Annotated in this window: 23 protein-coding genes; 1 reads left to right on the top strand and 22 read right to left on the bottom strand. The window is 39.8% G+C overall.

Features of this window, described 5'->3' with window-relative positions; genetic code table 11:
- Positions 1 to 237: 237 nt before the first annotated feature.
- The 20 genes from lepA to gyrA form a co-directional block, all read right to left on the bottom strand.
- Positions 238 to 2,061 carry a translation elongation factor 4 gene (gene lepA, locus SK578_RS05440; RefSeq protein WP_042751078.1) on the bottom strand — a complete coding sequence of 608 codons (1,824 nt, stop codon included), beginning with the start codon at positions 2,059 to 2,061 and terminating at the stop codon, positions 238 to 240.
- A gap of 78 nt (positions 2,062 to 2,139) precedes the next feature.
- Positions 2,140 to 2,868 (bottom strand): metallophosphoesterase family protein, encoded by a 729-nt coding sequence (locus tag SK578_RS05435; RefSeq protein WP_042751076.1) that lies wholly within the window; start codon positions 2,866 to 2,868, stop codon positions 2,140 to 2,142.
- 1 nt (position 2,869) lies between these two features.
- Complete coding sequence (gene recN, locus SK578_RS05430; RefSeq protein WP_042751074.1) at positions 2,870 to 4,537, bottom strand: DNA repair protein RecN; 1,668 nt, start codon at positions 4,535 to 4,537, stop codon at positions 2,870 to 2,872.
- A 6-nt stretch (positions 4,538 to 4,543) separates the two neighbouring features.
- Entirely contained in the window at positions 4,544 to 4,975 is a 432-nt protein-coding gene (locus SK578_RS05425) for an arginine repressor (RefSeq protein WP_001034401.1), read from the bottom strand.
- A complete protein-coding gene (locus SK578_RS05420; RefSeq protein WP_042751071.1) occupies positions 4,968 to 5,783 on the bottom strand; it encodes a TlyA family RNA methyltransferase in 816 nt (271 codons plus the stop codon). The genes SK578_RS05425 and SK578_RS05420 overlap by 8 nt, the downstream gene beginning before the upstream one ends.
- On the bottom strand, positions 5,776 to 6,651 hold the full coding sequence (locus SK578_RS05415) for a polyprenyl synthetase family protein (RefSeq protein ID WP_042751069.1): 876 nt from the start codon (positions 6,649 to 6,651) through the stop codon (positions 5,776 to 5,778). Before SK578_RS05415 ends, SK578_RS05420 begins: the two co-directional genes overlap by 8 nt.
- On the bottom strand, positions 6,648 to 6,860 hold the full coding sequence (locus SK578_RS05410) for an exodeoxyribonuclease VII small subunit (RefSeq protein WP_000043226.1): 213 nt from the start codon (positions 6,858 to 6,860) through the stop codon (positions 6,648 to 6,650). Before SK578_RS05410 ends, SK578_RS05415 begins: the two co-directional genes overlap by 4 nt.
- Positions 6,838 to 8,178, bottom strand: coding sequence for an exodeoxyribonuclease VII large subunit (xseA, locus tag SK578_RS05405; protein ID WP_042751066.1), 1,341 nt, complete (start codon positions 8,176 to 8,178; stop codon positions 6,838 to 6,840). The genes SK578_RS05410 and xseA overlap by 23 nt, the downstream gene beginning before the upstream one ends.
- 127 nt (positions 8,179 to 8,305) lie before the next feature.
- Positions 8,306 to 8,944, bottom strand: a complete 639-nt coding sequence (gene udk / locus SK578_RS05400; protein ID WP_023942600.1) for a uridine kinase — start codon at positions 8,942 to 8,944, stop codon at positions 8,306 to 8,308.
- Positions 8,945 to 9,053: 109 nt separating this feature from the next.
- Entirely contained in the window at positions 9,054 to 9,932 is an 879-nt protein-coding gene (truB, locus tag SK578_RS05395; RefSeq protein ID WP_042751064.1) for a tRNA pseudouridine(55) synthase TruB, read from the bottom strand.
- 73 nt (positions 9,933 to 10,005) lie between these two features.
- Positions 10,006 to 10,806, bottom strand: a complete 801-nt coding sequence (locus tag SK578_RS05390; RefSeq protein WP_042751062.1) for a hypothetical protein — start codon at positions 10,804 to 10,806, stop codon at positions 10,006 to 10,008.
- Positions 10,807 to 10,815: 9 nt separating this feature from the next.
- Positions 10,816 to 11,613 carry a hypothetical protein gene (locus SK578_RS05385; RefSeq protein ID WP_042751060.1) on the bottom strand — a complete coding sequence of 266 codons (798 nt, stop codon included), beginning with the start codon at positions 11,611 to 11,613 and terminating at the stop codon, positions 10,816 to 10,818.
- A 57-nt stretch (positions 11,614 to 11,670) separates the two neighbouring features.
- A complete protein-coding gene (locus SK578_RS05380; RefSeq protein WP_042751058.1) occupies positions 11,671 to 11,934 on the bottom strand; it encodes a hypothetical protein in 264 nt (87 codons plus the stop codon).
- Between the two features lie 33 nt (positions 11,935 to 11,967).
- On the bottom strand, positions 11,968 to 12,663 hold the full coding sequence (locus tag SK578_RS05375; protein ID WP_235228638.1) for a hypothetical protein: 696 nt from the start codon (positions 12,661 to 12,663) through the stop codon (positions 11,968 to 11,970).
- Between the two features lie 113 nt (positions 12,664 to 12,776).
- Positions 12,777 to 13,595 carry a hypothetical protein gene (locus SK578_RS05370; RefSeq protein ID WP_042751054.1) on the bottom strand — a complete coding sequence of 273 codons (819 nt, stop codon included), beginning with the start codon at positions 13,593 to 13,595 and terminating at the stop codon, positions 12,777 to 12,779.
- Positions 13,596 to 13,621: 26 nt separating this feature from the next.
- A complete protein-coding gene (locus SK578_RS05365; protein ID WP_042751052.1) occupies positions 13,622 to 14,896 on the bottom strand; it encodes a DUF2130 domain-containing protein in 1,275 nt (424 codons plus the stop codon).
- 95 nt (positions 14,897 to 14,991) lie between these two features.
- Entirely contained in the window at positions 14,992 to 16,272 is a 1,281-nt protein-coding gene (locus SK578_RS05360) for an O-acetylhomoserine aminocarboxypropyltransferase/cysteine synthase family protein (RefSeq protein ID WP_042751050.1), read from the bottom strand.
- Positions 16,273 to 16,418: 146 nt separating this feature from the next.
- Positions 16,419 to 17,216: a formate/nitrite transporter family protein gene (locus SK578_RS05355; RefSeq protein WP_042751047.1), complete on the bottom strand. Its 798-nt coding sequence runs from the start codon at positions 17,214 to 17,216 to the stop codon at positions 16,419 to 16,421.
- 143 nt (positions 17,217 to 17,359) lie between these two features.
- On the bottom strand, positions 17,360 to 18,103 hold the full coding sequence (locus SK578_RS05350) for a class A sortase (RefSeq protein ID WP_033681684.1): 744 nt from the start codon (positions 18,101 to 18,103) through the stop codon (positions 17,360 to 17,362).
- On the bottom strand, positions 18,103 to 20,571 hold the full coding sequence (gene gyrA, locus SK578_RS05345) for a DNA gyrase subunit A (protein WP_042751045.1): 2,469 nt from the start codon (positions 20,569 to 20,571) through the stop codon (positions 18,103 to 18,105). Before gyrA ends, SK578_RS05350 begins: the two co-directional genes overlap by 1 nt.
- A gap of 193 nt (positions 20,572 to 20,764) precedes the next feature.
- On the opposite strand from gyrA, the gene SK578_RS05340 reads away from it, so the two are divergent.
- Positions 20,765 to 21,751: an L-lactate dehydrogenase gene (locus tag SK578_RS05340; RefSeq protein ID WP_023942623.1), complete on the top strand. Its 987-nt coding sequence runs from the start codon at positions 20,765 to 20,767 to the stop codon at positions 21,749 to 21,751.
- Positions 21,752 to 22,432: 681 nt separating this feature from the next.
- Here SK578_RS05340 and SK578_RS05330 read toward each other — a convergent pair.
- Together SK578_RS05330 and SK578_RS05325 are read right to left on the bottom strand one after the other, a co-directional pair.
- Entirely contained in the window at positions 22,433 to 23,668 is a 1,236-nt protein-coding gene (locus tag SK578_RS05330; protein ID WP_042751038.1) for a tetratricopeptide repeat protein, read from the bottom strand.
- Positions 23,658 to 24,824, bottom strand: a complete 1,167-nt coding sequence (locus SK578_RS05325) for an AI-2E family transporter (RefSeq protein WP_042751036.1) — start codon at positions 24,822 to 24,824, stop codon at positions 23,658 to 23,660. The genes SK578_RS05330 and SK578_RS05325 overlap by 11 nt, the downstream gene beginning before the upstream one ends.
- Positions 24,825 to 24,907: the final 83 nt, after the last annotated feature.

Here is a 24,907-nt window from a genome sequence, read left to right as displayed (position 1 = left end):
GAATCGCCCCTTCTTTACTAACAATTATAGATCCAAGCGGTAAAATAGAATCATTATTCTAATTCATTTTCTGCCCCAGTTCTTTATCAATTTTATTTAAAATTTTCCTAGTCATAATAACTTTTAGTATTCCATATAACCTCCATATGTTACTCTACCATAAATGGAGTTAAGTTACAATTTTTAACTAAAAATATAAAACTCTTGAATGTATTTCAAGAGTTTTATATAGAATCATTATTCTTCATCCATACTCAAGACGCTGAGGAAGGCTTCTTGTGGAACTTCTACTGATCCGATAGCTTTCATGCGTTTTTTACCAGCTTTTTGTTTTTCAAGCAGTTTACGCTTACGAGAAACGTCACCACCATAACATTTAGCAAGCACGTTCTTACGAAGGGCCTTGATATCAGTACGAGCGACAATCTTGTGTCCAATAGCTGCTTGGATTGGTACTTCAAATTGTTGACGAGGGATGATTTTCTTGAGCTTATCAACGATGAGTTTTCCACGTTCGTAGGCAAAATCCTTGTGAACGATAAAGCTAAGGGCATCCACCTTGTCTCCATTGAGAAGGATATCCATTTTGACCAGCTTAGACGGACGATATTCTGACAATTCGTAGTCAAAGCTTGCATAACCACGTGTCGAAGACTTAAGCTTATCAAAGAAGTCAAAGACGATTTCAGCAAGTGGAATTTGATAGATGACATTAACACGGTTATCATCGATATAGTCCATAGTCACAAAGTCCCCACGCTTACGCTGAGCTAGCTCCATTACTGCTCCTACGAACTCCTGTGGTACCATGATTTGCGCCTTAACATAAGGTTCCTCAATGGTCGCAATCTTAGTTGGATCTGGGAATTCAGACGGGTTGGACACATCCATAGACTCACCGTCGGTCAAATTAACCTTATAGATAACAGATGGAGCTGTCATGATGAGGTCGATGTTGAACTCACGTTCCAAACGTTCTTGGATAACATCCATATGGAGAAGTCCAAGAAATCCACAACGGAAACCAAATCCAAGGGCCTGAGATGTTTCTGGTTCAAACTGAAGACTAGCATCATTCAGTTGCAATTTTTCAAGGGCTTCACGGAGGTCATTGTACTTGTTTGACTCGATAGGATATAGACCCGCAAAAACCATAGGATTCATCTGTTTGTAACCATGTAATGGCTCTGTTGCAGGATTGGTTGCCAAGGTAACAGTATCACCCACACGAGTATCCTGAACCGTCTTAATAGAAGCCGCAATATAACCAACGTCACCAGTCGCAAGGAAATCACGACCAACTGCCTTAGGAGTGAAAATTCCAACCTCAGTTACATCAAAAGTCTTGCCATTGCTCATAAGCTGAATCTTATCGCCAGGTTTGACCACCCCATCCATGACACGCACTTGGAGGATAACCCCACGGTAAGCATCGTAAACAGAGTCGAAAATCAAGGCCTTAAGTGGCGCCGTCACATCACCTGTTGGAGCTGGCACTTTTTCTACGATTTGCTCAAGAATTTCTTCAATACCGATTCCAGCCTTGGCAGAAGCCAAAACTGCTTCACTAGCATCCAAACCAATGACATCTTCAATCTCTCTACGCACGCGCTCAGGATCTGCAGCTGGTAGGTCAATTTTGTTAATAACGGGCATGATTTCCAAATCATTGTCCAAGGCCAGATAAACGTTGGCAAGGGTTTGGGCCTCAATCCCTTGAGCAGCATCAACCACCAAAATCGCTCCCTCACAGGCAGCTAGCGAACGTGAAACTTCATAGGTAAAGTCAACGTGCCCCGGTGTGTCTATCAAGTGGAAAATATAAGTTTCCCCATCTTTTGCAGTATAATTCAGCTCGATGGCATTAAGTTTAATGGTAATCCCACGTTCCCGTTCTAAATCCATGCTATCCAAAAGTTGGGCCTGCATTTCACGACTGGATACTGTCTCTGTCTTTTCCAAAATGCGGTCTGCTAGAGTTGATTTCCCGTGGTCAATATGGGCGATAATAGAGAAGTTACGGATCTTCTCCTGTCGTTTTTTCAATTCTTCTAAGTTCATGATTCTCTTCCTTTCAGGGTATCTATTTATTATAAATTGTTTTTGACATTTTGACAAGACCATACCCTGTTAGGAGTACTAATCTTCAGCGACAAAGCCGTCATTTTCGATAAAGTGGTGTTCTGTCATTCCTTGGTCTGTAAAGACAATCCCGTGAAGGACACCACCATAGACAGCTCCTCCATCCATCCCAATCTTGCCATCTTCTGTAGTCCAAAGCTCAGCTGTACCTCGGTCTTGATTCAACAAACCATAAACTGGTGTGTGACCAAAGACAATAGTTTTCCCAGTATGATTTTCGGCTTCGTGGAATGGTTTTCTAAGCCAGACTTTCTTGTAATCTGTGGTTTCATGCCAGTCGTCTAAGGTCAAATCAATACCTGCGTGAACAAAGATATACTTATCTGTCTCTACCACAAACGGCATTTGACGAATAAATTCGACCAAGTCTGCCGCTTCAGTGGTAACCCGCTTGGCATCTTCTACCCCATCAACTGGTGCATCCAAGGGACGACCTAGGATAGAGTTAATGGTTGTATCTCCACCATTGCGACGATAATGGTCATAACTTTCTTCTGGGTCATCTAGCCAAGTCAAAAACATATACTCGTGATTTCCTGACAAACAGATCGCCCCTTGATTATCGACCAAGTCCTTGACCATTTCAAGGACACGGCGACTATCTTCACCACGGTCAATCAAATCCCCTAGAAAGAGCAACTGGGTCTGACCATCCCATGTTTTGAGAAGGTCTTCCAGCATCCCAGCTTTTCCGTGAACATCTCCAATTACATAATAGTCTGTCATCTTATTTCTCCCTGTTTCTCAACAATTCTCTGGCTTGCGTCAGGGCTGCTTCCGTCACATCATCACCTGCCAACATCTTAGCAACTTCCTCCACTCGTTCTTCAACCGTTAAGAGACGAACAGTCGAAACCGTTGAATGGTCATTGCTAATCTTCTCAATAAAGAATTGATAATCCGCAATCGCAATCACTTGTGGCAAATGAGAAATAGCCAGAACCTGACCATGTTGGCCAATCTTGTGAATCTTCTGCGCAATAGCCTGAGCTACACGACCTGAAACTCCTGTATCCACTTCATCAAAGACAATACTTGTCTTGCCCTCTTTACGAGAAAAGGCAGACTTAATGGCTAGCATGAGACGAGATAATTCCCCACCAGACGCAACCTTAACCAAGGGTTTAAAGTCTTCGCCAGGGTTGGTTGAAATGTAAAATTCGACCATTTCATTTCCCTCACGACTGAATTTGCCCTTGCTAAAACGAACTTGAAACTGGGCTTTTTCCATATAGAGGTCTTGCAGTTCTTGTTTAATCTCAGCTTCGAGCTGCTGAGCCAAATCATGACGAGCAGAGGCAAGCTGACCTGCCAAATCGACAAGATTGACTTCTAACTTCTTAAGCTCTGCTTCCATGTCCTCAGATGAAAGGTTGTTTCCTGTCAAGAGATTGTATTCTTCCGTAATCTTGGCAAAATAAAGCAAGACATCATCAACAGTCCCACCGTACTTACGGGTAATAGTATGAAGGAGATCCAAACGATTCTCAACCTGCATGAGACGATTGCCGTCAAAATCAAGGTCCTCTATAATAGCTTCCAAACGTTTGCTAATGTCTTCTAAGACATAGTAGGTCTCAGATAGTGAGCTTGAAATTTCACGATATTCCGGGTCATACTCTTCGACACTTTCCATGTCATTCATGGCTGAACGAACATTGGCCAGACTTGAAAAGTCTTCATTGTCCAACATGCTGTAGGCATTGGTCAGTGTATCCGCAATATTTTTATGGTTGAACAGTTTATCACGCTCTTGATTAAGAGCCAAATCTTCTCCAGCCTGCAAGTTTGCCGCCTCAATCTCTGCCATTTGAAATTCCAACATTTCAATACGTGCCTTATGTTCCTGTTGGTTTTTCTTGACTTCCAGAACCTGCTTACGCATTTTACGATAGGCATCAAAACTCGTTTGATAGGTTTCTTTTAAGTCCCAAAAAGCTGTATTACCGAATTCATCCAACATCTGGATATGCAGTTGGGGACGCATTAACTCCTCTTGGTCATGTTGACCATGAATATCAACCAGATGTTGCCCAATAGCACGCAAAACAGACAGATTGACCATCTGGCCATTGACTCGGCTGATACTCCGACCATTTTGCAAGATTTCTCGACGGATGATAATTTCATCCCCCATTTCCAAACCTTGCTCATCAAAAATTTCCTGCAAAAGGCGACTATTTTCAACGGAGAATAGCCCCTCAATCTCTGCCTTTGGCGCACCATGACGAATAACATCTGTCGTCGCACGAGCTCCCAACATCATATTCATGGCATCAATGATAATCGACTTCCCTGCACCCGTTTCACCAGTCAGGACAGTCATCCCCTTTTCAAAATTGAGGGAAATAGCCTCAATAATGGCAAAGTTTTTTATCGAAATTTCAAGTAACATATAGACCTACCAATTTTTTACTTGTTCAAAGATTTCCTCAGCTAGACTTTCACTTCTGGCAATGACTAAAATCGAGCTATCATCAGCTAAACAGCTAAAAATCTTGTCCGCAAAAGTCTCGGTTAACTGAGCTTTTACAAAAGCTGTATTTCCTGGGATGACTTGGAGATTGATCATCTTATCCATCAATTCAGCTGACTCAATATTGTCTTCAGCCAGTTGCAAACTTTTTACGATTGATTTTGGCAATTCATAGACATAGGTGTTGTCTCTCAAAGGAATTTTGACAATACCTAGTTCTTTGATATCTCGTGATACCGTCGCTTGAGTGGCAGTGATACCTGCTTCTTTCAAATGTTCTACGATTTCTTCTTGTGTGCCGATTTGATAATCTGTCACAAATCGTCTAATTTTTTCAAGTCTCTCTTTTTTATTCATTTTTAAATTGACTATGCGCCCTCTCTACTACTTCTTCAATTTCAGCAAGAACCTGATTGCTTGCTGACTCTTCTTTTTTCAAATATGCTAAAAACTCAATATTTCCATGACCGCCTTGGATGGGAGAAAAGTCCAATCCAAGGACTGAAAAGCCTTCCTTTACTGCCATAGCTGTGACAGATTCAAGGACATGTTGATGGACCTTGGCATCTCGAATAATTCCATTTTTTCCAATCTGCTCACGTCCTGCTTCAAACTGAGGCTTAACCAAAGCCACGACCTGACCTTGATCAGCTAATACTCGGTGCAAGGCTGGCAAAATCAGACTGAGGGAAATGAAACTCACGTCAATGCTGGCAAAGCTCGGTTCCTGCTCGAAATCAGTCTTTTCAGCATAGCGGAAATTGAACTGCTCCATGCTGACAACTCTTGGGTCCTGGCGTAGTTTCCAAGCCAACTGATTGGTCCCAACATCCACTGCGTAAACAAGTTTAGCTCCATTTTGCAACATGACATCGGTAAATCCTCCAGTAGAGGCACCAATATCTATGGTTGTTGAACCATCTACAGAAACATCAAAGATTTGTAAGGCTTTTTCTAACTTTAAGCCACCTCTACTGACATACTTGAGTTTTTCACCCTTGAGTTTCAGCTCAGTGTCATCGGAAATTTTCTCTCCTGGTTTATCAAACCGTTCTCCATTCAGGACTGCTACGACTAGACCAGCCATGACACCGCGCTTGGCTTGTTCTCGCGTTTCAAACAAGCCCTGTTTATAAGCTAGTACATCCACTCTTTCCTTAGCCATTGATTCTCAAACTTTCTACTACTCTTACAATCGATTCTATCTCAAAGGGAATCTGTTGGGCAATTTCTTCTAATTTTACATTAGCTTGATCCAGAGTTTGGTTACAAAAGGCAATAGCCTCTTCCAAGCCCAACAAGGCTGGATAGGTTGATTTTTCTGCCTGTAGGTCCTTTTGTGGTGTCTTACCGATTTCCTCAAAACTAGCTGTCACATCTAACACATCATCTCGAACTTGAAAAGCAAGCCCAATCAATTCCCCAATAGTTTTCAGCTTTGCCTGTATTTCAGGAGCCAATTCGGCTATAATAGCAGCTGCTTGGAAGGGATAGGCTAGTAACTTCCCAGTCTTATTAGCATGAATAGTCTGGAGTTCTTCCAGAGACAAATGCTGGTGTTCGCCTTCCATGTCCAAAACCTGCCCTGCCACCATGCCCAAACTTCCTGAAGCAAGAGATAAGTTGGCAATCAAGTCCACCTTGATCTGACTTGGCAAATCTGCCTGCGCTATCAAGGCGTAAGGATCTAGAAACAAGGCATCTCCTGCCAATATCGCCATTGCTTCGCCAAATTTCTTATGATTGGTCAAACGCCCTCGACGATAATCATCATCATCCATGGCAGGAAGATCATCATGAATCAAGCTCCCTGTATGAATCATTTCCAAGGCCGCAGCCACCTGCGCGTGAGCAGGTTTAATAGCGACCTGCAAGGCTTCCAAAACTTCTAACAAGAGAAAAGGTCGAATACGCTTGCCACCAGCATGAATGGAATAGAGAACAGACTCACGCAAACTAGAGGCAAACTGCTGGTATCCATAAAAGTCTTCCAAAGCCGACTCAACAAGAGCTAATTTTTCTTGCTTTTTCATTCAAAATCACTTTCTGTTCCGTCTTCTTGCATAACCTTGACCAAGGTCTTTTCAGCCTTGTCCAGCGTCGCTTGGAGCTCTTTTGACAAGACCATGCCCTTTTGAAAGGCCGCAATCGCATCTTCCAGAGCAATTTCACCATTTTCCAAACTTTGGACAATGGTCTCCAGTTCTGCTAGATTTTCCTCAAATTTCTTTTGTTTTGACATCTTTAACCTCTAATTCTACTTGACCATCTCGCATCAAAAGCGTCACTTGGTCTGTTATCTTTAAATTCTCAACCGAATCTACAACGGACTCTTCTTTTTTGACAATTGCATAGCCACGCGCCACGATTCGACTGGTATCCAACATCAGTAAGGCTTCTGATAATCTCTTGACCTCAGCAACTTTGGCATCATAAACCAGAGCCATTTGGCTACGGAGAAGCTTGTCCAACTGACCTAGACGGTCTTGATAGCGTTGGATTTTGGTAACGGGTGATAATTGTACCAGTCGATGCGTCCTTGCTTGTACTGTCTGTTTGTTATCAGAAATCCGTGTTCGCAAACTTTGTTTTAAGTGCAGTTGCAGTTGATCCAAGCGTTGCAAATAGCTATCATACAAACGTTCTGGTTGTCTAAAGATAACAGACTGACTGCATTTTTTCAAAGCTTCTTGTTTCTTAAATAGGACATTTCGGACTGCTGTTGCCATCCGCTTTTCCTGATTTTGCAAATGAGCTAATAGATCCAACTTGGTCACAGGTGTTGCCAGTTCAGCTGCCGCTGTCGGCGTCGCAGCGCGTCGATCTGCCACAAAATCTGCCAAGGTCACATCCGTCTCATGCCCCACACTAGAGATAACTGGCAAACGAGATTCAAAAATAGCTCGTACCACAATTTCTTCGTTAAAGGCCCAGAGATCCTCTATGGAACCACCACCACGACCAATAATCAGCAAATCCAAATCGTCCCGTTGATTGGCACGCGCAATATTTCGAGCAATTTCTTCCGCTGCTCCATCTCCTTGAACCTTAGTTGGATAAAGTAAGATATCGATACCTGGAAATCGCCTGCTGACGGTCGTGATAATATCTCGAATCACGGCTCCACTGCGACTGGTTACTACACCAATTCTCTTAGAAAATTGGGGCAGAGGTTGCTTAAAGCGTTCTTGAAACAGGCCTTCTTCTGCCAATTTTTTCTTGAGTTGTTCAAACTGAATCGCAAGCGCCCCAACCCCATCAGGCTCTGCCTTTTCAATGATGATGGAGTAGCTTCCACTTGGCTCATAGACCTGCACGCGCCCAATCACATTAATTTTCATTCCTTCTTCTAGGTCGAAGCCTAATTTCTGATAAATCCCAGACCAGATGGTCGCTTGAATAACTGCATGGTCATCTTTTAGGGAGAAATATTGGTGAGTAGGTCGTTTACGAAAATTGGAAACTTGACCAGTTAAATAGACCCGTTCCAAGTAAGGGTCTTTATCGAATTTCATTTTCAGATACTTGGTCAAAGTTGTTACCGATAAATACTTTTCCATCTCCACCTACTATTCATTTTCTTGCTCTTTCATGGGTATTATTATACCAAAAATATGCCTAAAAATCTCCATTTATGTACCATTATGAGGGAAAAATAGAAAAAGGAGGCAAGGCCTCCACATCTGATTATTTGCTGTTTCGAGCTTCTTCCAAAATCTTAGCAATCTTGGTCGTCAACAGGTCGATAGCCACTGTATTGCTGACTCCCTCAGGAATGACGATATCAGCATAACGCTTGGTTGGTTCGATAAACTGGTGGTACATAGGTTTAACCACACCTAAGTACTGGTCAATGACGCTATCAAGGCTACGGCCACGCTCTTCCATATCACGCTTAATACGACGAATAATGCGCACATCATCATCCGTATCCACAAAAATCTTGATATCCATCAAATCGCGCAGACGCTTGTCCTCCAAGACCAAAATCCCCTCAACGATAAAGACATCTTGAGGATCTTGACGATAGGTCTTGTTACTTCGTGTATGCTCTGTATAGTCATAAGTCGGGATGTCCACCGGACGACCCGCCAACAATTCCTTAATCTGCTCGATCATCAAGTCTGTATCAAAGGCAAAAGGATGGTCATAGTTGGTTTTGACACGCTCTTCAAAGGTCAAGTGAGACTGATCCTTGTAATATGAATCATGCTCAATCATGGAAATCTTTTCATCAGGGAAATGCGATAAAATGGCTCTTGAAACACTGGTCTTACCTCCACCAGAACCACCTGTCACTCCGATAATGATTGGTCTATTTTGCATGCTATCCTCCGTTTTTTTATCCGTCGTCTATTCTATCACATTTTTTGCAAAATTTATAGTCTGATTTGGATAGTCTAGGGGAAACAACACTCCCTACACCTCAGTTAGACTAGCTAAAAACCTTCCTTGGCTTATAGAGATTGTCCCGTTTTTCTAGAATAGCTAACAATTTATCATCTTCAAAGGCAGCTAATTCTTGTTCTGTTTGTTCGAGTTCGACAAAACGACCAAAGCGTACCTCGGTAGCCTCTTCTTGAGTTAGGAAAACTTTGACAAGGTCGCCTGTCCCAATCTCTAGAGGATGGAGAAAGTCTAATTGGCCAGCCTCCACTTTTGCAGCAATTTCTTCCAAGGTAAGAGCATCTTCTAGTTGCAAGCCAGCTGCACTAGTTCGAGTCAGATGTGACATATGAGCCGCATAACCAAGCTTCTCTCCCAAATCAACTGACAAGGTACGGATGTAAGTCCCCTTGCTGCATTTCACACGAAAACTAAAACGTGCTAGATTCCCCTCATAAGAAATCGGACTTGTTCGCTCAAATTGATAAATGGTCACCTGACGTTCTGGACGCTCCACTTCCTGACCAGCACGCGCATACTCATAGAGCTTACGACCATTGACCTTGACAGCTGAATACATAGGCGGAATCTGACTAATAGGTCCAGTCAGATTCGTAATCGCTTCATCAATAAGCTTTTCATCCAAGGGCGACAGAACGGGTGTCTCTGCGACCACTTCCCCGCTAGCATCCTCAGTCGTCGTGGAATAGCCCAGAGTAATTTCACCCTCATAGACCTTGCCCTCATCCTGCATAAATTCGACCATGCGGGTCGCCTTGCCAACTGCAATGGGCAAAACACCCACCACATCCGGATCCAAGGTCCCACCATGGCCAATCTTCTTGGTGCCCAAAATCTTACGCAGTTTAAAAACCGCATCATGCGAGGTCATCCCCGCTTCTTTTTTTAAGTTGATAATACCGTTCATATTTGCTTTCTAATTCCCTTTTCACTTTACATCAACATATTCTATCTTAGACAGATTTTAAAACTATATCAGCTCATTTTTCTAAATACTTCCTAGCTTCCTGAACATAAAAGAGTTCTGGATTTTCATGGGCGATACTTTCAAACAAACTTCGGGCACGAGCTTCATCTCCTTTTAATTGGGCATTGAGAGCGCCGTAATAAGAAAACATGATTCGAGCTAGCTTACTTTCTGGCTCAGTAATGTCGAAGTAGTCGTTCGCTTCTTTATTGAACACAATATCTTTTATGGCTTGGGCTTGAGCAACAAGTGTAGCTTTGCCTCCTTTAAAATCTGGTGCCTTGGACAATTGTTCCTCAAAGAAAGCAATATCTTGCGCATCTTGAAGATGAATGGAAACTGTTAATAGTTCAAAGCTTGATATTAAAAACGCAGGGGTTCTGAATCTCTTCCAAATTTTTTTCAAATCATATTTGGACATATTTTCCTTGGCAGCTTGAAAATCTCCTTTTAAATAAGCCACTCGACCTTGGATAATTTGGTAATTCTCACGATATGTTGCCCTAAAGGGCTTAATAGATTTTTCTGATTGAACTCTTAACATGTCTACATAGAGCTTAAGATCAATAGAATCGTGTAACACTAGAACAATAACTTTTCTAGATACAAATCTTAAATAAAATACAAAGCCGAGAACTAAAAAGACAATAACTAATAATATGAATCCCAATATTTCCAAATTGCTTTGAAATACTAAGCATACTGCCATCACATCCAAAACAAGTCCAATAATTGAGCAAATTAGAATAGTCCTATCAAGTTGTAGAAGAGTGTTTTCTGTCGCCCTACTTACTATTTTTTCAATCAATTTCATATATTACTCTCATTTCACTAATTCTAAATATTTCTTCGCTTCCTGAACATAGAAAAGCTCTGGATTTTCATGGACGATACTTTCAAACAAACTACGGGCACGAGCTTCATCTCCTTTTAGCTGGGCATTGAGAGCCCCGTAATAAGAAAACATGATTCGAGCTAGCTTATTTTCTGGTTCGGTGGTGTCGAAGTAGCCTGTAACTTCTCCATTAAGTATTTTTGATACTGGTTCAATTAAATCCAACATTCTATTTTTATCAATTATTTTAATTTTTTCCCAATCATAAGAAACTAAAAGTTTAGAAATTTCATCCGTCTCCCTTAAATGAAGGTATGATAATGATTCTATAAATACGATGTTTAGTTCATAAATACGTTTCAAATTCAATTTAGAACTTGTAACTCTTATTCGTTCAGCATATTGGATTGCCTCACTAAAATTCCCTTGATAGAAAGCACACCTAGCTAAACCCAGATTTAAGGCATTTAAATTCCCTGTTTTATTATCAGGCCGCCTTTCATAAGTTTCAGTTAAAAGAGAAATATATTTTATAAAATTCACTTGCTCGTATAAAATAACTTCTGCAACGTGATTTACTAAAAAATGAGTTATTACAACGATAATAGTCAGTAATGTTAGAAATATGAGCAATAATGTAGTAACGACGGTTGATTTTACGAATAATAAACTAAGTGCTGTTGCAATAATTGTCCAACGTAGATAAAATAAAATAAAAACCTCCAGTATACTGCAGATTCGAATTGATGACCAATTCGAGATATTCTTAGAAATATTATCTAACATAAAAAACTCCTATAAAAAATTACAAACTAATTTATACAAACAAACTAGCTAAATAAGCTAGTAAAGCACCTCCAGCTGTGACAAGTCCCCGCCAAAGAAGAATGCAGTAGCTACTACAACTCCAATTACTACTTCCTTAGGATGCTCTACAACCCAATTAAAAGCAATACCAACTACCTCACCAGTTGTATTAAAAGTACCACTAACTACCTCACCAGTTGTATTAAAAATTTGAGTGAGATGATCTATCGTTCTTACCCCCGTCTCATTAGTAGTTTTAACTGTTGCGTAGTCTTGTTTGACCTGGTTATGTTCTTTCACATAGGTGACGTACGGTAAGAACTTATATCAGTTTTATCTTTCTAAATAGCTCTTCGCTTCCTGAACATAAAAGAGTTCTGGATTTTCATGGGCGATACTTTCAAACAAACTTCGGGCACGAGCTTCATCTCCTTTTAATTGGGCATTGAGAGCGCCGTAATAAGAAAACATGATTCGAGCTAGCTTACTTTCTGGCTCAGTAATGTTAAAGTAGTCGTTCACTTCTTTATTGAACACAATATCTTTTATGGCTTGGGCTTGAGCAACAAGTGTAGCTTTGCCTCCTTTAAAATCTGGTGCCTTGGACAATTGTTCCTCAAAGAAAGCAATATCTTGCGCATCTTGAAGATGAATGGAAACTGTTAATAGTTCAAAGCTTGATATTAAAAACGCAGGGGTTCTGAATCTCTTCCAAATTTTTTTCAAATCATATTTGGACATATTTTCCTTGGCAGCTTGAAAATCTCCTTTTAAATAAGCCACTCGACCTTGGATAATTTGGTAATTCTCACGATATGTTGCCCTAAAGGGCTTAATAGATTTTTCTGATTGAACTCTTAACATGTCTTCATATAGCTTAAGATCAATAGAATCGTGTAACACTAGAACAATAACTTTTCTAGATACAAATCTTAAATAAAATACAAAGACGAGAACTAAAAAGTCAATAACTAATAATATGAGTCCCAATATTTCCAAATTGCTTTGAAATATTAAAAATACTGCCATCACATAAACAACCAAGACTAAAAATAAGCAAATTAGAATAACCCTATCAAGTTGTAAAAGAGTGTTTTCTGTCGCCCTACTTACTATTTTTTAATTAATTTCATATATTACTCTCATTTCACTGATTCTAAATATTTTTTCGCTTCCTGAACATAAAAGAGTTCTGGATTTTCATGAGCGATACTTTCAAACAAACTACGGGCACGAGCTTCATCCCCTTTTAGCTGGGCATTGAGAGCGCCGTAATAAGAAAACATGATTCGAGCTAGCTTACTTTCTGGTTCAGTAATGTCAAAGTAGTCGTTTGATATTTTATTGCAATAGATATCAACAATAGCCTTTAAACTCAAAATTTCTTCCTGATATTTTAAAATTTGCGATTGAACATTACTTGTTAGTTCTTCAATTTCTACCATTAATTCTTGCAATTCTAAACAATCATTCAAATGAAGCAAGTTTAGGATGCTATAATACTTGATATGAAATACATAGTACAGATTTTTAGATTTTTTTAGATTACTATTTTTTATTTTATTCAGCAATTCTAAACTATCTTGGAAGTGTCCTCTATAAAAGGATACTCTTGCATTTGCCAAATATTTTGGAAGAATCTGAACATTTCTATTTAAAGAATTTGCATCAGCTCTAGCAACTATATCCTGATACTTTGTTAAATTGATATCCTCAAATAAAATTTCAATTAAAGCCCTATCTAGTAATAATTTAGATAGAAGAATAAACAATACAAGAAGGACAAGAAATACTGTTAATACCTTTGTGTAAGTGGTCGATGAATGGTTAAAAATATAAACATAAAACATTACTGTTGAAAACACTAAAAAATACAGCAAATATTTAAATATAATTTTAAGAAAAATTAATTCAATTTTATCAGCTGACCATGTTCTAATAATTTCTATAGTTCTTTTCATATAACACTCCTGTTTCTAAGGTAATACTACTCCCCCTGCAGCGCTTCAAACTTCGCTTTCATGGTTGGATTTTTACGGGTCAATTTTTTGACGGAAACATCTTCTAATTTGTTGTTAGCTAAACGAAGTTGATTCTCAGATGTTGTCAGGAACTTCTTAACCTCTTCCATGCGCTTAATGGCCTTGTCGATTTCGTCGATAGCTTTACCAAAGTTGGTCGAAGCTGAATTATAGTTCTTAGCAAAGGCCTGTTTAAAGGCATCCAAGTCTTCTTCAAAATGCGTAATGTCAATATTTTGTTCGCGAACCAAGGCCAATTCTTGTTTGTATTTGAGAGAATTAAGAGCCGCATTACGCAAGAGTCCAATCAGCTGAATGAAGAACTGGGGACGAACCACATACATCTTTTCATACTCGTGGCTGACGTCAACAATCCCTGTGTTAAAGTAGTCATTATCGGCCTCAAGCATAGTCACCAAAACGGCATACTCACAGTTCTTCTCCCGACGATCCTTGTCCAATTCCTTGTAAAAATCTGCATTCTTGTGCTTCTTCTCTGTTCCGTCCGCTTCGTTTTTCATCTCAAACATAATGGAGATAATCTCTACCCCATTTTCATCACTCTCACGAAAGATAAAGTCCCCTTTGGAACCACGCGGAGAGACCTTGTTATCCTTCTCAAAGTAGGCATTTGGAAAGGCAAAACTACGGACCTTGTTAAACTCACTCTCTGCATAGTGTTCCAGACTTTCCCCGATAGCTTTTGTAGATTGTTGGGCTTTGAAATTCTTATAAAATTCAACTTGTTCACTTGCTGCTTTGAGCTGTGCTTCATAGTTTTGCTTAACAGAAGCAAGAGAAAGCTCGTTTTCTTTTTCTTGCAAGAGAAGCTGATTTTTAACCTGGTCTCGTTCTTTTTCTAGGTCGGAGAGGGTCTTCTGTAGTTGATTTTCATGCTCTAAACGTAAGGTCGCCAATTGGTTTTCCAAGGACTGTACTTCCTTATCCTTAGCCAATAAGGCCTGATTGCTTGTCTGTTCAACCTCTTTCTTGGCCAATTCTTTTTCTGTATCAAAGTTTTGGATTTGACTCTGCAATTGAGCAATTTCTTGGTCTTTTTGAGCTAGTTTAGACTGTTGTTCATTCATGGCCTTTTGCTCTGCCAAGGCCAGTTCCTGCTTCATCCGATCGTGCAATTCCTTATCAAACTCTGCCGTTCTCACTTGAGACAAAAGTTCAACATACTGACTTTCATTTACTGTAAAGACTTCCCCACAGTTGGGGCATTTGATTTCGTTCATATCGTTCCTCTTTCTAGACTTCTGTAACCATTATATCATGCCTGAAGGAAAATCAAAAACAGCGAGTCGAAACCCACCGTTTATCTTTTTTTACTTTAAATTTTTTCCAAGGCCAAGCGCAAATCTTCGATCAAATCATCAACATTTTCAAGACCGATTGACAAGCGGATTTGGTTTGGTGTAACACCTGCTGCTTCTAGGTCCTTTTCTGACAATTGACCATGAGTGGTTGTTGCTGGATGGACAACAAGCGATTTGGCATCTGCCACATTTGCTAGGTCAGAAAAGATTTCTAAATGATCAATTACCTTGCGGGCTTCGGCCTCCCCACCTTTGACATGGAAGGTAAAGATGGAACCCACACCTTTTGGTAAATATTTCTCAGCCAAGGCATGGTAAGGACTATCTGCAAGTTTTGGATAATTGACCTTTTCTACCTTAGGATGGTTAACAAGGAAATCAACAATTTTCTCTGCATTTTGTACATGGCGTTCCACTCGAAGAGAAAGGGTTTCAAGTCCTTGGAGCAAGAGAAAGGCATTGAATGGTGACAAGGCTGCACCTGTATCACGAAGTAATTGAACACGGACAGCGATAATAAAGGCTGCTGCCCCCACATCACGAGTATAGCTCAAGTTGTGATAGCTTGGGTCTTCCTCAACAAATTGAGGGAATTTTCCTGAAGCTGCCCAGTCAAAACGACCACTATCAACGATCACTCCTCCAATAGTTGTACCATGTCCACCGATAAACTTAGTCGCAGAGTGAATGGCAATATCTACACCGTGAGAAAAGACATTAATCAAATAAGGTGTAGCAAAAGTATTGTCCGAAACTAGTGGAATCTGATGTTTATGAGCAATCTCAGCCAATTTTTCCAAGTCAGGAATGTTAATCAAGGGATTGCCCAAGGTTTCAATCAATACAAGCTTGGTATTGTCTTTGATCGCTGCTTCCACTTCCTCTAAATTATCCACATCCACAAAGGTTGTTGTGATACCATAACGAGGAAGGGTTTCTTTCAAGAGGTTGAAAGTCCCGCCGTAAATAGTTGATGCCGCTACTACATGATCACCAGCATGGGCAAGCGCCAAAATCGTATAAGTCACTGCGGCCATACCTGATGCGGTTGCAAGAGCTCCAACACCACCTTCAAGAGCAGCAATTCTTTCTTCGAAGGCAGCTGTTGTAGGGTTTGTGATACGAGTATAAATGTTCCCTGGTTTTCTCAAGGCAAACAAATCGGCACCTTCCTGCGTGTCATCAAAAACAAAGGATGTTGTCTGATAAATTGGCACTGCACGAGACTTGGTAGCTGGATCCACAACTTGCCCAGCATGTAGTTGCAAAGTTTCAAATTTAAAATCACGAGTCATAAAACGACCTCCAAATAGTTTGATTAAGGATATTGTAGCACCATAAGGTATAGTTTACAAATATCAGTTTTCTATATTTTGATATAAGAAATAGCTATTACCCTATTTTAAAAACGAAAAAGCACGACTTAATCGTGCTCATTTTCTTAATCTACGTAAGTATCTTCGTTTTTATTGAGGAAGGCATATGGAAGACCCATCAAGAGGCCTCCTCCGATAAAGTTTCCAATGAAGGTTACACCCCAGTGACGAAGCATATTTCCAACACCGAAGTTAGCAATTGAATCCGCAGCAACACTGAATTTCACAATCGCGAAAGAAGCAAAGTTCGCAGCGATGTGCTCGTTTGTTAAAAATACAAACATGTAAATTGCTGATAAAACGAGCCATAGTTTAGCGCCGCCATCTTTGACCAAAACAAATGAAAGAATCGCAATATTTACGAAAATATTTGCCAAAATCGCCTCAAGCAAGATTAATTCATTTGAACGACCTAACTTCATCTCAACAACCCCTGAGATGAAACTATCGTGAGTCAGATGTGCATAGGCTGCCGAATGAGCAAAGCCCCAACCTGCTATCAAGGCCCCGATAAGGTTGAAAAAGGTACAGTAAAGTAAAATCTCAGCTGTTTTTCTCCAAGAGATTTTTTTCAAGAAACTACCAGCAGTTAAGAACATCATATTTGACGTTACCAACTCGGCATTCAAGAAAACAATGTAGGCCAATCCCCAAGCAAAGACAAATGGGAATAGGAAGCGTCCACTACCTGGTGCAATTTTATTAATCAAGTCAGCTCCAACTGCACCTGCAGCTGTACTGAAGGTTAAAAATGCACCTGCGAACATCGAACGAATCGCATACTTAAATTTGCTTTGACTATAAAGACTTTCTTTCTTCTTGCAAGCAAATTCAATCTTTGAGATAAATTCTGAAGAAACCATAATAAACTCCTAAAACTTTTATTTGTGATAATTATATCACAAACTTTAGAATTAAGGAAACGTTTTCTGTATTTCATAAAAGTTTATTTTACGAAAATATTAAAAGAATCAATGAAACTTAATCTTCACTGATTCTTTTAGAACTAATAAAATTGTTTATATGGTTGATTGAAGGCTGTCAAAATTTCGTCAGATGTTTGTGAATAATCTTTTGTTTCTTTCAAATCACCCTTTACAATGATCCGCTCAGTAGCTGCTGCATCCTCACAAGTTACTAAAGTAATTTCATCAACACCAGTTCGGTCATCAATTTCATCTACTCTATCTGGTGTAACTCGTTTCACTTCACTAATTTCATAGGTATACACTTTATTCTTATCTGTCAAGTGAATTTTCATCCCTTTTTTCGCACGATCTAGTGGAGAAAAAAGCATCTGACTAGCATTATCACCTGTGAAAATATGATGGCTAGCTAATGAATAATTCCCTTTACCCATTTCTTGGTCACGCTTCATGGTACCCGCACCATATAAAAGATTGACATTTGCAATCCCCTTAAAGATAGGTAAATTAATTTCAAGCTCAGGTATTGCAATTCCTCCGATAACAGGTAATTTTTGATTATCCCATTGAGAGGCTAAAACAGCTTCAGAGGAAATGGCTTTTACTGAATCAAAATCAAAATTTCCCTCTGTGTCCTGATTTTCTTCTATTTTTTCTTTTGATACTTGACTAACTTGGTATTTATTACTATTCCAAGCAATAAATGCATCACGAATCTTTGCATTAAAAATTAAAGCAATAGAGATCAGTATGAGAAATACAGCCAAGATATTTGTCAGCAGATTTTTTCGTTTGATTTTCTTATTATTCTTTTTATGAGACATTATGCTTCACCTTCTGTTTCGTTTTCTGTCCCAACTTCTTCTTTTTCTGCCGCTGCAACCGTAGTAAAGGTTACAATTTTAGCATCTTGGTCCAGGCGCATCACTTTAACTCCCATAGTTGAGCGACCTGTTTGTGAGATATCGGCAACGTTAGTTCGAATCATGACACCCGTATCAGTGATAATCATCAAATCTTCATCGCCTTTAACGGTCATAAGACCAGCAAGAGAACCGTTCTTTTCTGTAATCTTAGCGGTTTGCATCCCTTTACCACCACGACCTTTAGTTGGATATTCGGTCGCAACTGTGCGCTTACCATAGCCCTTTTCTGTGATGATAAGAACCTCGTCCTGGTCTGTAATCACACTAGCACCAACAACTGTGTCTCCGTCACGGAGATTCACACCTTTCACACCAGTGGCGATACGACTCATACCACGAACAGCTGATTGATTAAAGCGAACTGCATAACCAAACTTTGTACCAATGATAATGTCCGTATCTTTTTCCGTCAACAATACATTAATCAACTCATCTTCATCTTTCAGATTCAGTGCTTTAAGTCCATTTTGACGAATGTTAGCAAATTCCTTGACGCTGGTTCTCTTCACAATGCCATGACGGGTTGTGAAGAAGAGATAAGCATCATCACTGCGTTCAGACTCAACATTGATAATAGTCTGAATACTTTCGCCTTCATCCAATTTTAAAAGATTGACAATCGGCAATCCCTTGGCTGTACGGCCATATTCAGGAATTTCATAACCTTTAAGACGATAAACACGTCCTTTATTTGTAAAGAAGAGCAAATGATCATGCGTGCTAGTTGATACTAACTCACGAACAAAATCGTCATCCTTAACACCTGTGCCTTGAACACCGCGCCCCCCACGTTTTTGAGCAGTAAACTCAGCTTGGTCCAGACGTTTGATGTATCCTTTATTAGAAAGAGTGATCAAGACATCAGCTTCTTCAATTAGATCCTCATCTTCAAGACTCAAGACTTCACCGACCATCAATTCCGTACGACGTTGATCACCAAACTTACGCTTGACTTCATCTAATTCATCCTTGATGATTTGAGAAACACGTTCGGGCTTAGCAAGAATATCTGCTAAATCTGCAATCAGAGCCAAGAGGTCATCGTACTCAGACTGAATCTTATCGCGTTCCAAACCTGTCAAACGACGAAGACGCATATCAAGAATGGCTTGACTTTGACGTTCAGAAAGCTTAAACTTGCTCATCAACTCAGCTTGTGCTTCCGCATCCGTTTCACTAGCACGGATGATACGAATCACTTCATCGATATGGTCTAGCGCAATCAAGAGACCTTCTAAAATATGAGCACGCGCTTCCGCTTTTTCCTTATCAAAACGAGTACGACGAACAACCACTTCTTTTTGGTGTTCGATATAAGCATCCAAAATCTGACGAAGAGACAAAATCTTCGGCACCCCATTTTGGATAGCAAGCATATTGAAACCAAAGTTGGTTTGCATCTGGGTCATCTTGAAGAGGTTATTGAGGATAACATTTGCGGATGCATCTCGTTTGACCTCGATTACGAAACGAACTCCTTCACGGTTTGACTCATCACGGACTGCTGTGATGCCCTCAATGCGTTTTTCCTGAACCAAACGAACAATATGCTCATGCACCTTTGTTTTATTGACCATGTAAGGAAATTCTGTTACAACGATGCGCTCACGGCCAGTCTTAGTTTCTTCAATTTCAGTACGAGAACGAAGAACAATAGAACCTTTACCAGTTTCGTAAGCCTTATGAATGCCTGATTTCCCCATAACCAGGGCACCAGTTGGAAAATCTGGCCCAGGCAAGACTTCCATCAAATCCTTAGTGGTCACTTCAGGATTGTCCATGACCAACTTCACAGCATCAATAGTTTCACCCAAGTTATGAGGTGGAATATTGGTCGCCATACCGACAGCGATACCAGTAGCTCCATTAACTAAAAGATTTGGAAAACGAGCTGGAAGGACTAAAGGTTCACGTTCATTGGCATCATAGTTATCAACGAAATCAACCGTATTTTTATTGATATCACGAAGCATCTCCAGAGCAATCTTGCTCATACGTGCCTCAGTATAACGCTGGGCGGCAGCACCATCACCATCCATGGAACCAAAGTTCCCATGACCATCTACAAGCATGTAACGGTAACTCCACCATTGAGCCATACGGACCATGGCTTCATAGATAGAGGAATCCCCGTGTGGGTGATATTTACCCATAACATCCCCTGTAATACGAGCAGATTTTTTATGAGGTTTGTCTGGAGTAACACCCAGTTCATTCATTCCGTAGAGAATCCGACGGTGAACAGGTTTCAAGCCATCTCGAACATCAGGAAGGGCCCGCGCTACGATAACACTCATGGCGTAGTCGATAAAGCTCGTCTTCATCTCCTTTGTCAGATTGACATTCACTAAATTTCTATCCTGCATTAATAAATGCCTCATTTCACTATTAGTATAAATTATATTATACCATAATGTCCGCCATATTTCAGGTATCTAATACCACTAAAACGTTTACATCAAGAACTGAAATGCATATCCGTGACAAAGCTTTTTAAAAGTGATAAAATTGAAATAACTGGGGAAATCCCTGAATAAAATTAAGGAGATGTTTAGAATAATGACTTCAACTAAACAACACAAAAAAGTTATCCTTGTCGGTGATGGTGCTGTAGGTTCTTCTTACGCTTTTGCACTTGTTAACCAAGGAATTGCACAAGAGCTTGGAATTATCGAAATTCCACAATTGCATGAAAAAGCTGTTGGTGACGCGCTTGATCTTAGTCACGCCCTTGCTTTCACTTCACCTAAAAAAATCTATGCAGCTCAATACTCTGACTGTGCAGACGCTGACCTTGTTGTAATCACTGCAGGTGCGCCTCAAAAACCAGGTGAAACTCGTCTTGACCTTGTAGGTAAAAACCTTGCTATCAACAAATCAATCGTAACTCAAGTTGTTGAATCAGGTTTCAAAGGTATCTTCCTTGTTGCTGCTAACCCAGTTGACGTCTTGACTTACTCAACATGGAAATTCTCTGGATTCCCTAAAGAACGCGTTATCGGTTCAGGAACTTCACTTGACTCAGCTCGTTTCCGTCAAGCACTTGCTGAAAAATTGGATGTTGATGCTCGTTCAGTGCACGCCTACATCATGGGTGAACACGGTGACTCTGAGTTCGCTGTTTGGTCACACGCTAACATCGCTGGTGTAAACCTTGAAGAATTCCTTAAAGACACTCAAAATGTTCAAGAAGCTGAATTGATTGAATTGTTCGAAGGTGTTCGTGACGCAGCTTACACAATCATCAACAAAAAAGGTGCGACATACTACGGTATCGCAGTAGCTCTTGCTCGTATTACTAAAGCAATCCTTGACGATGAAAACGCAGTACTTCCACTTTCAGTATTCCAAGAAGGTCAATACGGAGTTAAAAACGTCTTTATCGGTCAACCAGCTGTTGTTGGTGCACATGGTATTGTTCGTCCAGTAAATATCCCATTGAACGACGCAGAAACTCAAAAAATGCAAGCATCTGCTAAAGAATTACAAGCTATCATTGACGAAGCATGGAAAAACCCAGAATTCCAAGAAGCTTCTAAAAACTAATTGTAACTAGGTTCTCATTAAATGAGAACTCCATACCGAAGACAAACATTATTCTAGTGTTTGTCTTTTTTATTTCTCCAGATCTCCTATCCTTAAAAAAATTGAAACCTCTACAAAATACTTTTCAATGAAAAAAAATTTCCCGCCCTGTTTTCCGTGGTTTTTCCGTTCTAAGTCAATCTTAACTTCCACATAAACTTAGCTTGATTATCAACACTTTGTGAGTATATTTGTGGTTATTGGATACGATTCAGTCATAGATGAAGGAAAATCAATATCTTGTCCAATCTGACTAAGAAAATGTTCTTGCGGAACGAGTTTATCTAGCATGTAAAAGACAACCTGATTGCGGTTATTGTCTGGATTTTCTTTATGAAACATAGGAAACATCTCACAACTTTTCTGACATCTATTATACAACTTTAGAAAAAATGCCCTTAGAAACTTTTAATCTAAGGGCTTTGTTTTCAGTCTGAGTTTCTTATAAAATGAGAACTTTTCTTTTTATTGTTATAAAATCTAAGATTGTGCTTTTAAAAATATTACTTATCTCACTTCTTATGTATTGTATTGTAAATTCGAATACAAACACAATAACTCAAATATACTCTCACCATACAATAGATAAAATAACCTGTAGATGATACTATGAAAAATGATAAGATATAGCTTTAAAACATTTTATTCCTGCAATCTCTCATACAATTCTTGCATTTGTACATCATCTGGAACCAGTTTTAAGTAAGCTTGCGCATTGACTTTTGCTTCTTCAAAATAACCCAATTCACGCAAGAGATAGATATAGTGTTCCAGAAACTCTGGATTATCCTTTAAATCTCCTGCCAACTCTTGATAATGCTCGTAGGCAGTATCCAAATCGTCCATTTCTTGATAGGAACGAGCAATCATCCACTTGGTCAAAAGATTCTCTGGCTCATCATTTTGCAAGTCTAGAATGTCCTCATAACGTTCCTGTTCTAGATAAATAGTGGCTAGACGGAGTAAGATTTCTTCCGTATCCTCAGCGTCTTCTTTTGCAGTAAGGAGGTAGTTTTCTGCACCACTGGCATCATGCAATTCATAAGAGAATTGTGAAGCAGCCAGCAAGAGGCGAGTTTCAAAGGGATTTTTCTCTAAGCCTTGCTTAGTGATACGCAGGGCTTCTTGAACTTGATGTTCCTTATGTAAGGCCTGACTGTAACCATACTCATATCCTTCAAAATCAGGTGAAATGGTATCAAGTTGCTTAAAGTAGAGGACAGCTTTTTGGTATTCTTCTCTATCAAAGTAAAGACTGGCCAACTCAAAAGCTGTTAGGTCATCGTATTCTAACTCCAGGGCTTTTTCTAAAAACTCTGTAGCTGTTTCAAATTTCCCTAACTGGGCATAGGCAAAGCCAATCCGTTGATAGGTAGAAATGCCTGTTTGCTCATAAATAGTACGATTATCTAACTGGGCATAGCCTTGAATAGCTTCTTGGTAATTTTCCAACTCACTATCCAACTCTGCTAAGCCCAATATCAAGAGAGGATCCTCTGAGTAGGTCAAAGCCTCCAGCAGTTTCTCACGCGCTACATCTGTCAAACCTTCCAGCTGGTAAAGGTCTGCTTTCAGAGCCAAAGCTGAAACATACCAGTCACTGTCAGCTTGGATTTCCTCAAGATAAGCAAAGGCTTCTTCGATTTGACCATCCTCGCTAGCAATAGCTGCCAGATTGAGATTAACCTCTGGAAAATCCTCTATGATTTTCAGGTAAATTTCCTTTGCCTGAGGATAAAAACCAATCCCTTCTAGATAAGTAGCTAACTCATACAGAAGGTCACTTGGATCATTTTCTAAAGCTTTGACGAAATAGTGCTCAGCCTTGGTTAAATCTTGCTCTTCCAAGGCCTGTAACATCTGTTGACTATTGTTCACTCTTGATTTCCTCTCCCTCTAGTTCATATAGGCCACTGACTACCTTATACCATTCAAAAATGGCTGAAATGACAACTTTAGCAGAGGCATAAACTGGAATACCGAGCAAGACTCCCCAGATACCAAACATGGATCCTGAAGTTAACAAGACAAAAAGAACATTAATAGGATGGATGTTTAATTGACTTCCCAAAATCAATGGAGAGACAAAACGGCCTTCAATAGTTTGTTCTACGATAAAGACAATCACTACTTTTAAAAGCATGACTGGCCCAGCAATCAAGCCCAATACTAGGGCAGGAAGCATGGCTAAGAAGCTACCCAAATAAGGAACCAGATTTAAAATACCAGCAGTAACCCCCAACGTAACTGCATAGCGTAAACCAATAATCTTGAAGAAGATGATAAACATTACTGCTACAATAATAGCCACTGTTACTTGTCCTCTAACATAGTTGGACAACTGTTGATTCACATCTGACAAAACCTGTCCTACAGGTTCCTTCAATTTCGTTGGCATGAATTGGGTTAAATAGTTACGCAAGCCTTTCCCATCACGCAAAAGGTAAAAGAGCATGAAAGGAACGATAATCAAGGCAACAATCACTTGAGATGCCCCGCTAATAAAGGCACTCACCCAGTTGACTGCCTGAGATGAAACCTTACTTGCCCAAACTGTAGCCTGACTAGAGAAGTTTGTTAAAACTTGCTCTAATTGAGGTCTGAAATCATCTGGTAAACGCTTGGTGACCAAATCATTAACAACTCTGTCTGCATCTTCGAGGTAGACTGGAACATTCCTTGCAAAGGTTAAAACTTGACGTTGCAGATTTGGAATAGCGACTGCCAAGCCCCAAATGATAAAGAGAGCGATGATCACAAAGACAATACTGATTGCTATGACGCGATTAATCTTATGCTTCTCCATCCAATCAACGATAGGATTTAATAAATAATATAGCAAACCAGATAGAATGACTGGCAACATCACAACTGCCAAAAAGTCTACAACCGGTGAAAATAGAAAACTAATCTTGCTTAAAATAAAAAGATTCAGTCCCAATAATAAGGTTACCAAAAATACCGTAATTGCCTTGTTATCCAAAAACCACTTGAAAAACCAAGATAGGCTAAAATGTTTCTCTTTTTGCTCCATAAATACTTCCTTTCTATTGTTCTCTCATTATACCATTTTTAAATCAAAATAACTCTTTTTAAAGTGCTTACATTCCATTGAAT

The sequence above is a fragment of the Streptococcus mitis genome, from assembly GCF_000722755.1.
GTDB classification, from domain to species: Bacteria; Bacillota; Bacilli; order Lactobacillales; family Streptococcaceae; genus Streptococcus; species Streptococcus mitis_CM.
The sequence above is the reverse complement of the archived record's forward strand: the minus strand, read 5'-3'. Positions and strand labels throughout refer to the sequence as shown.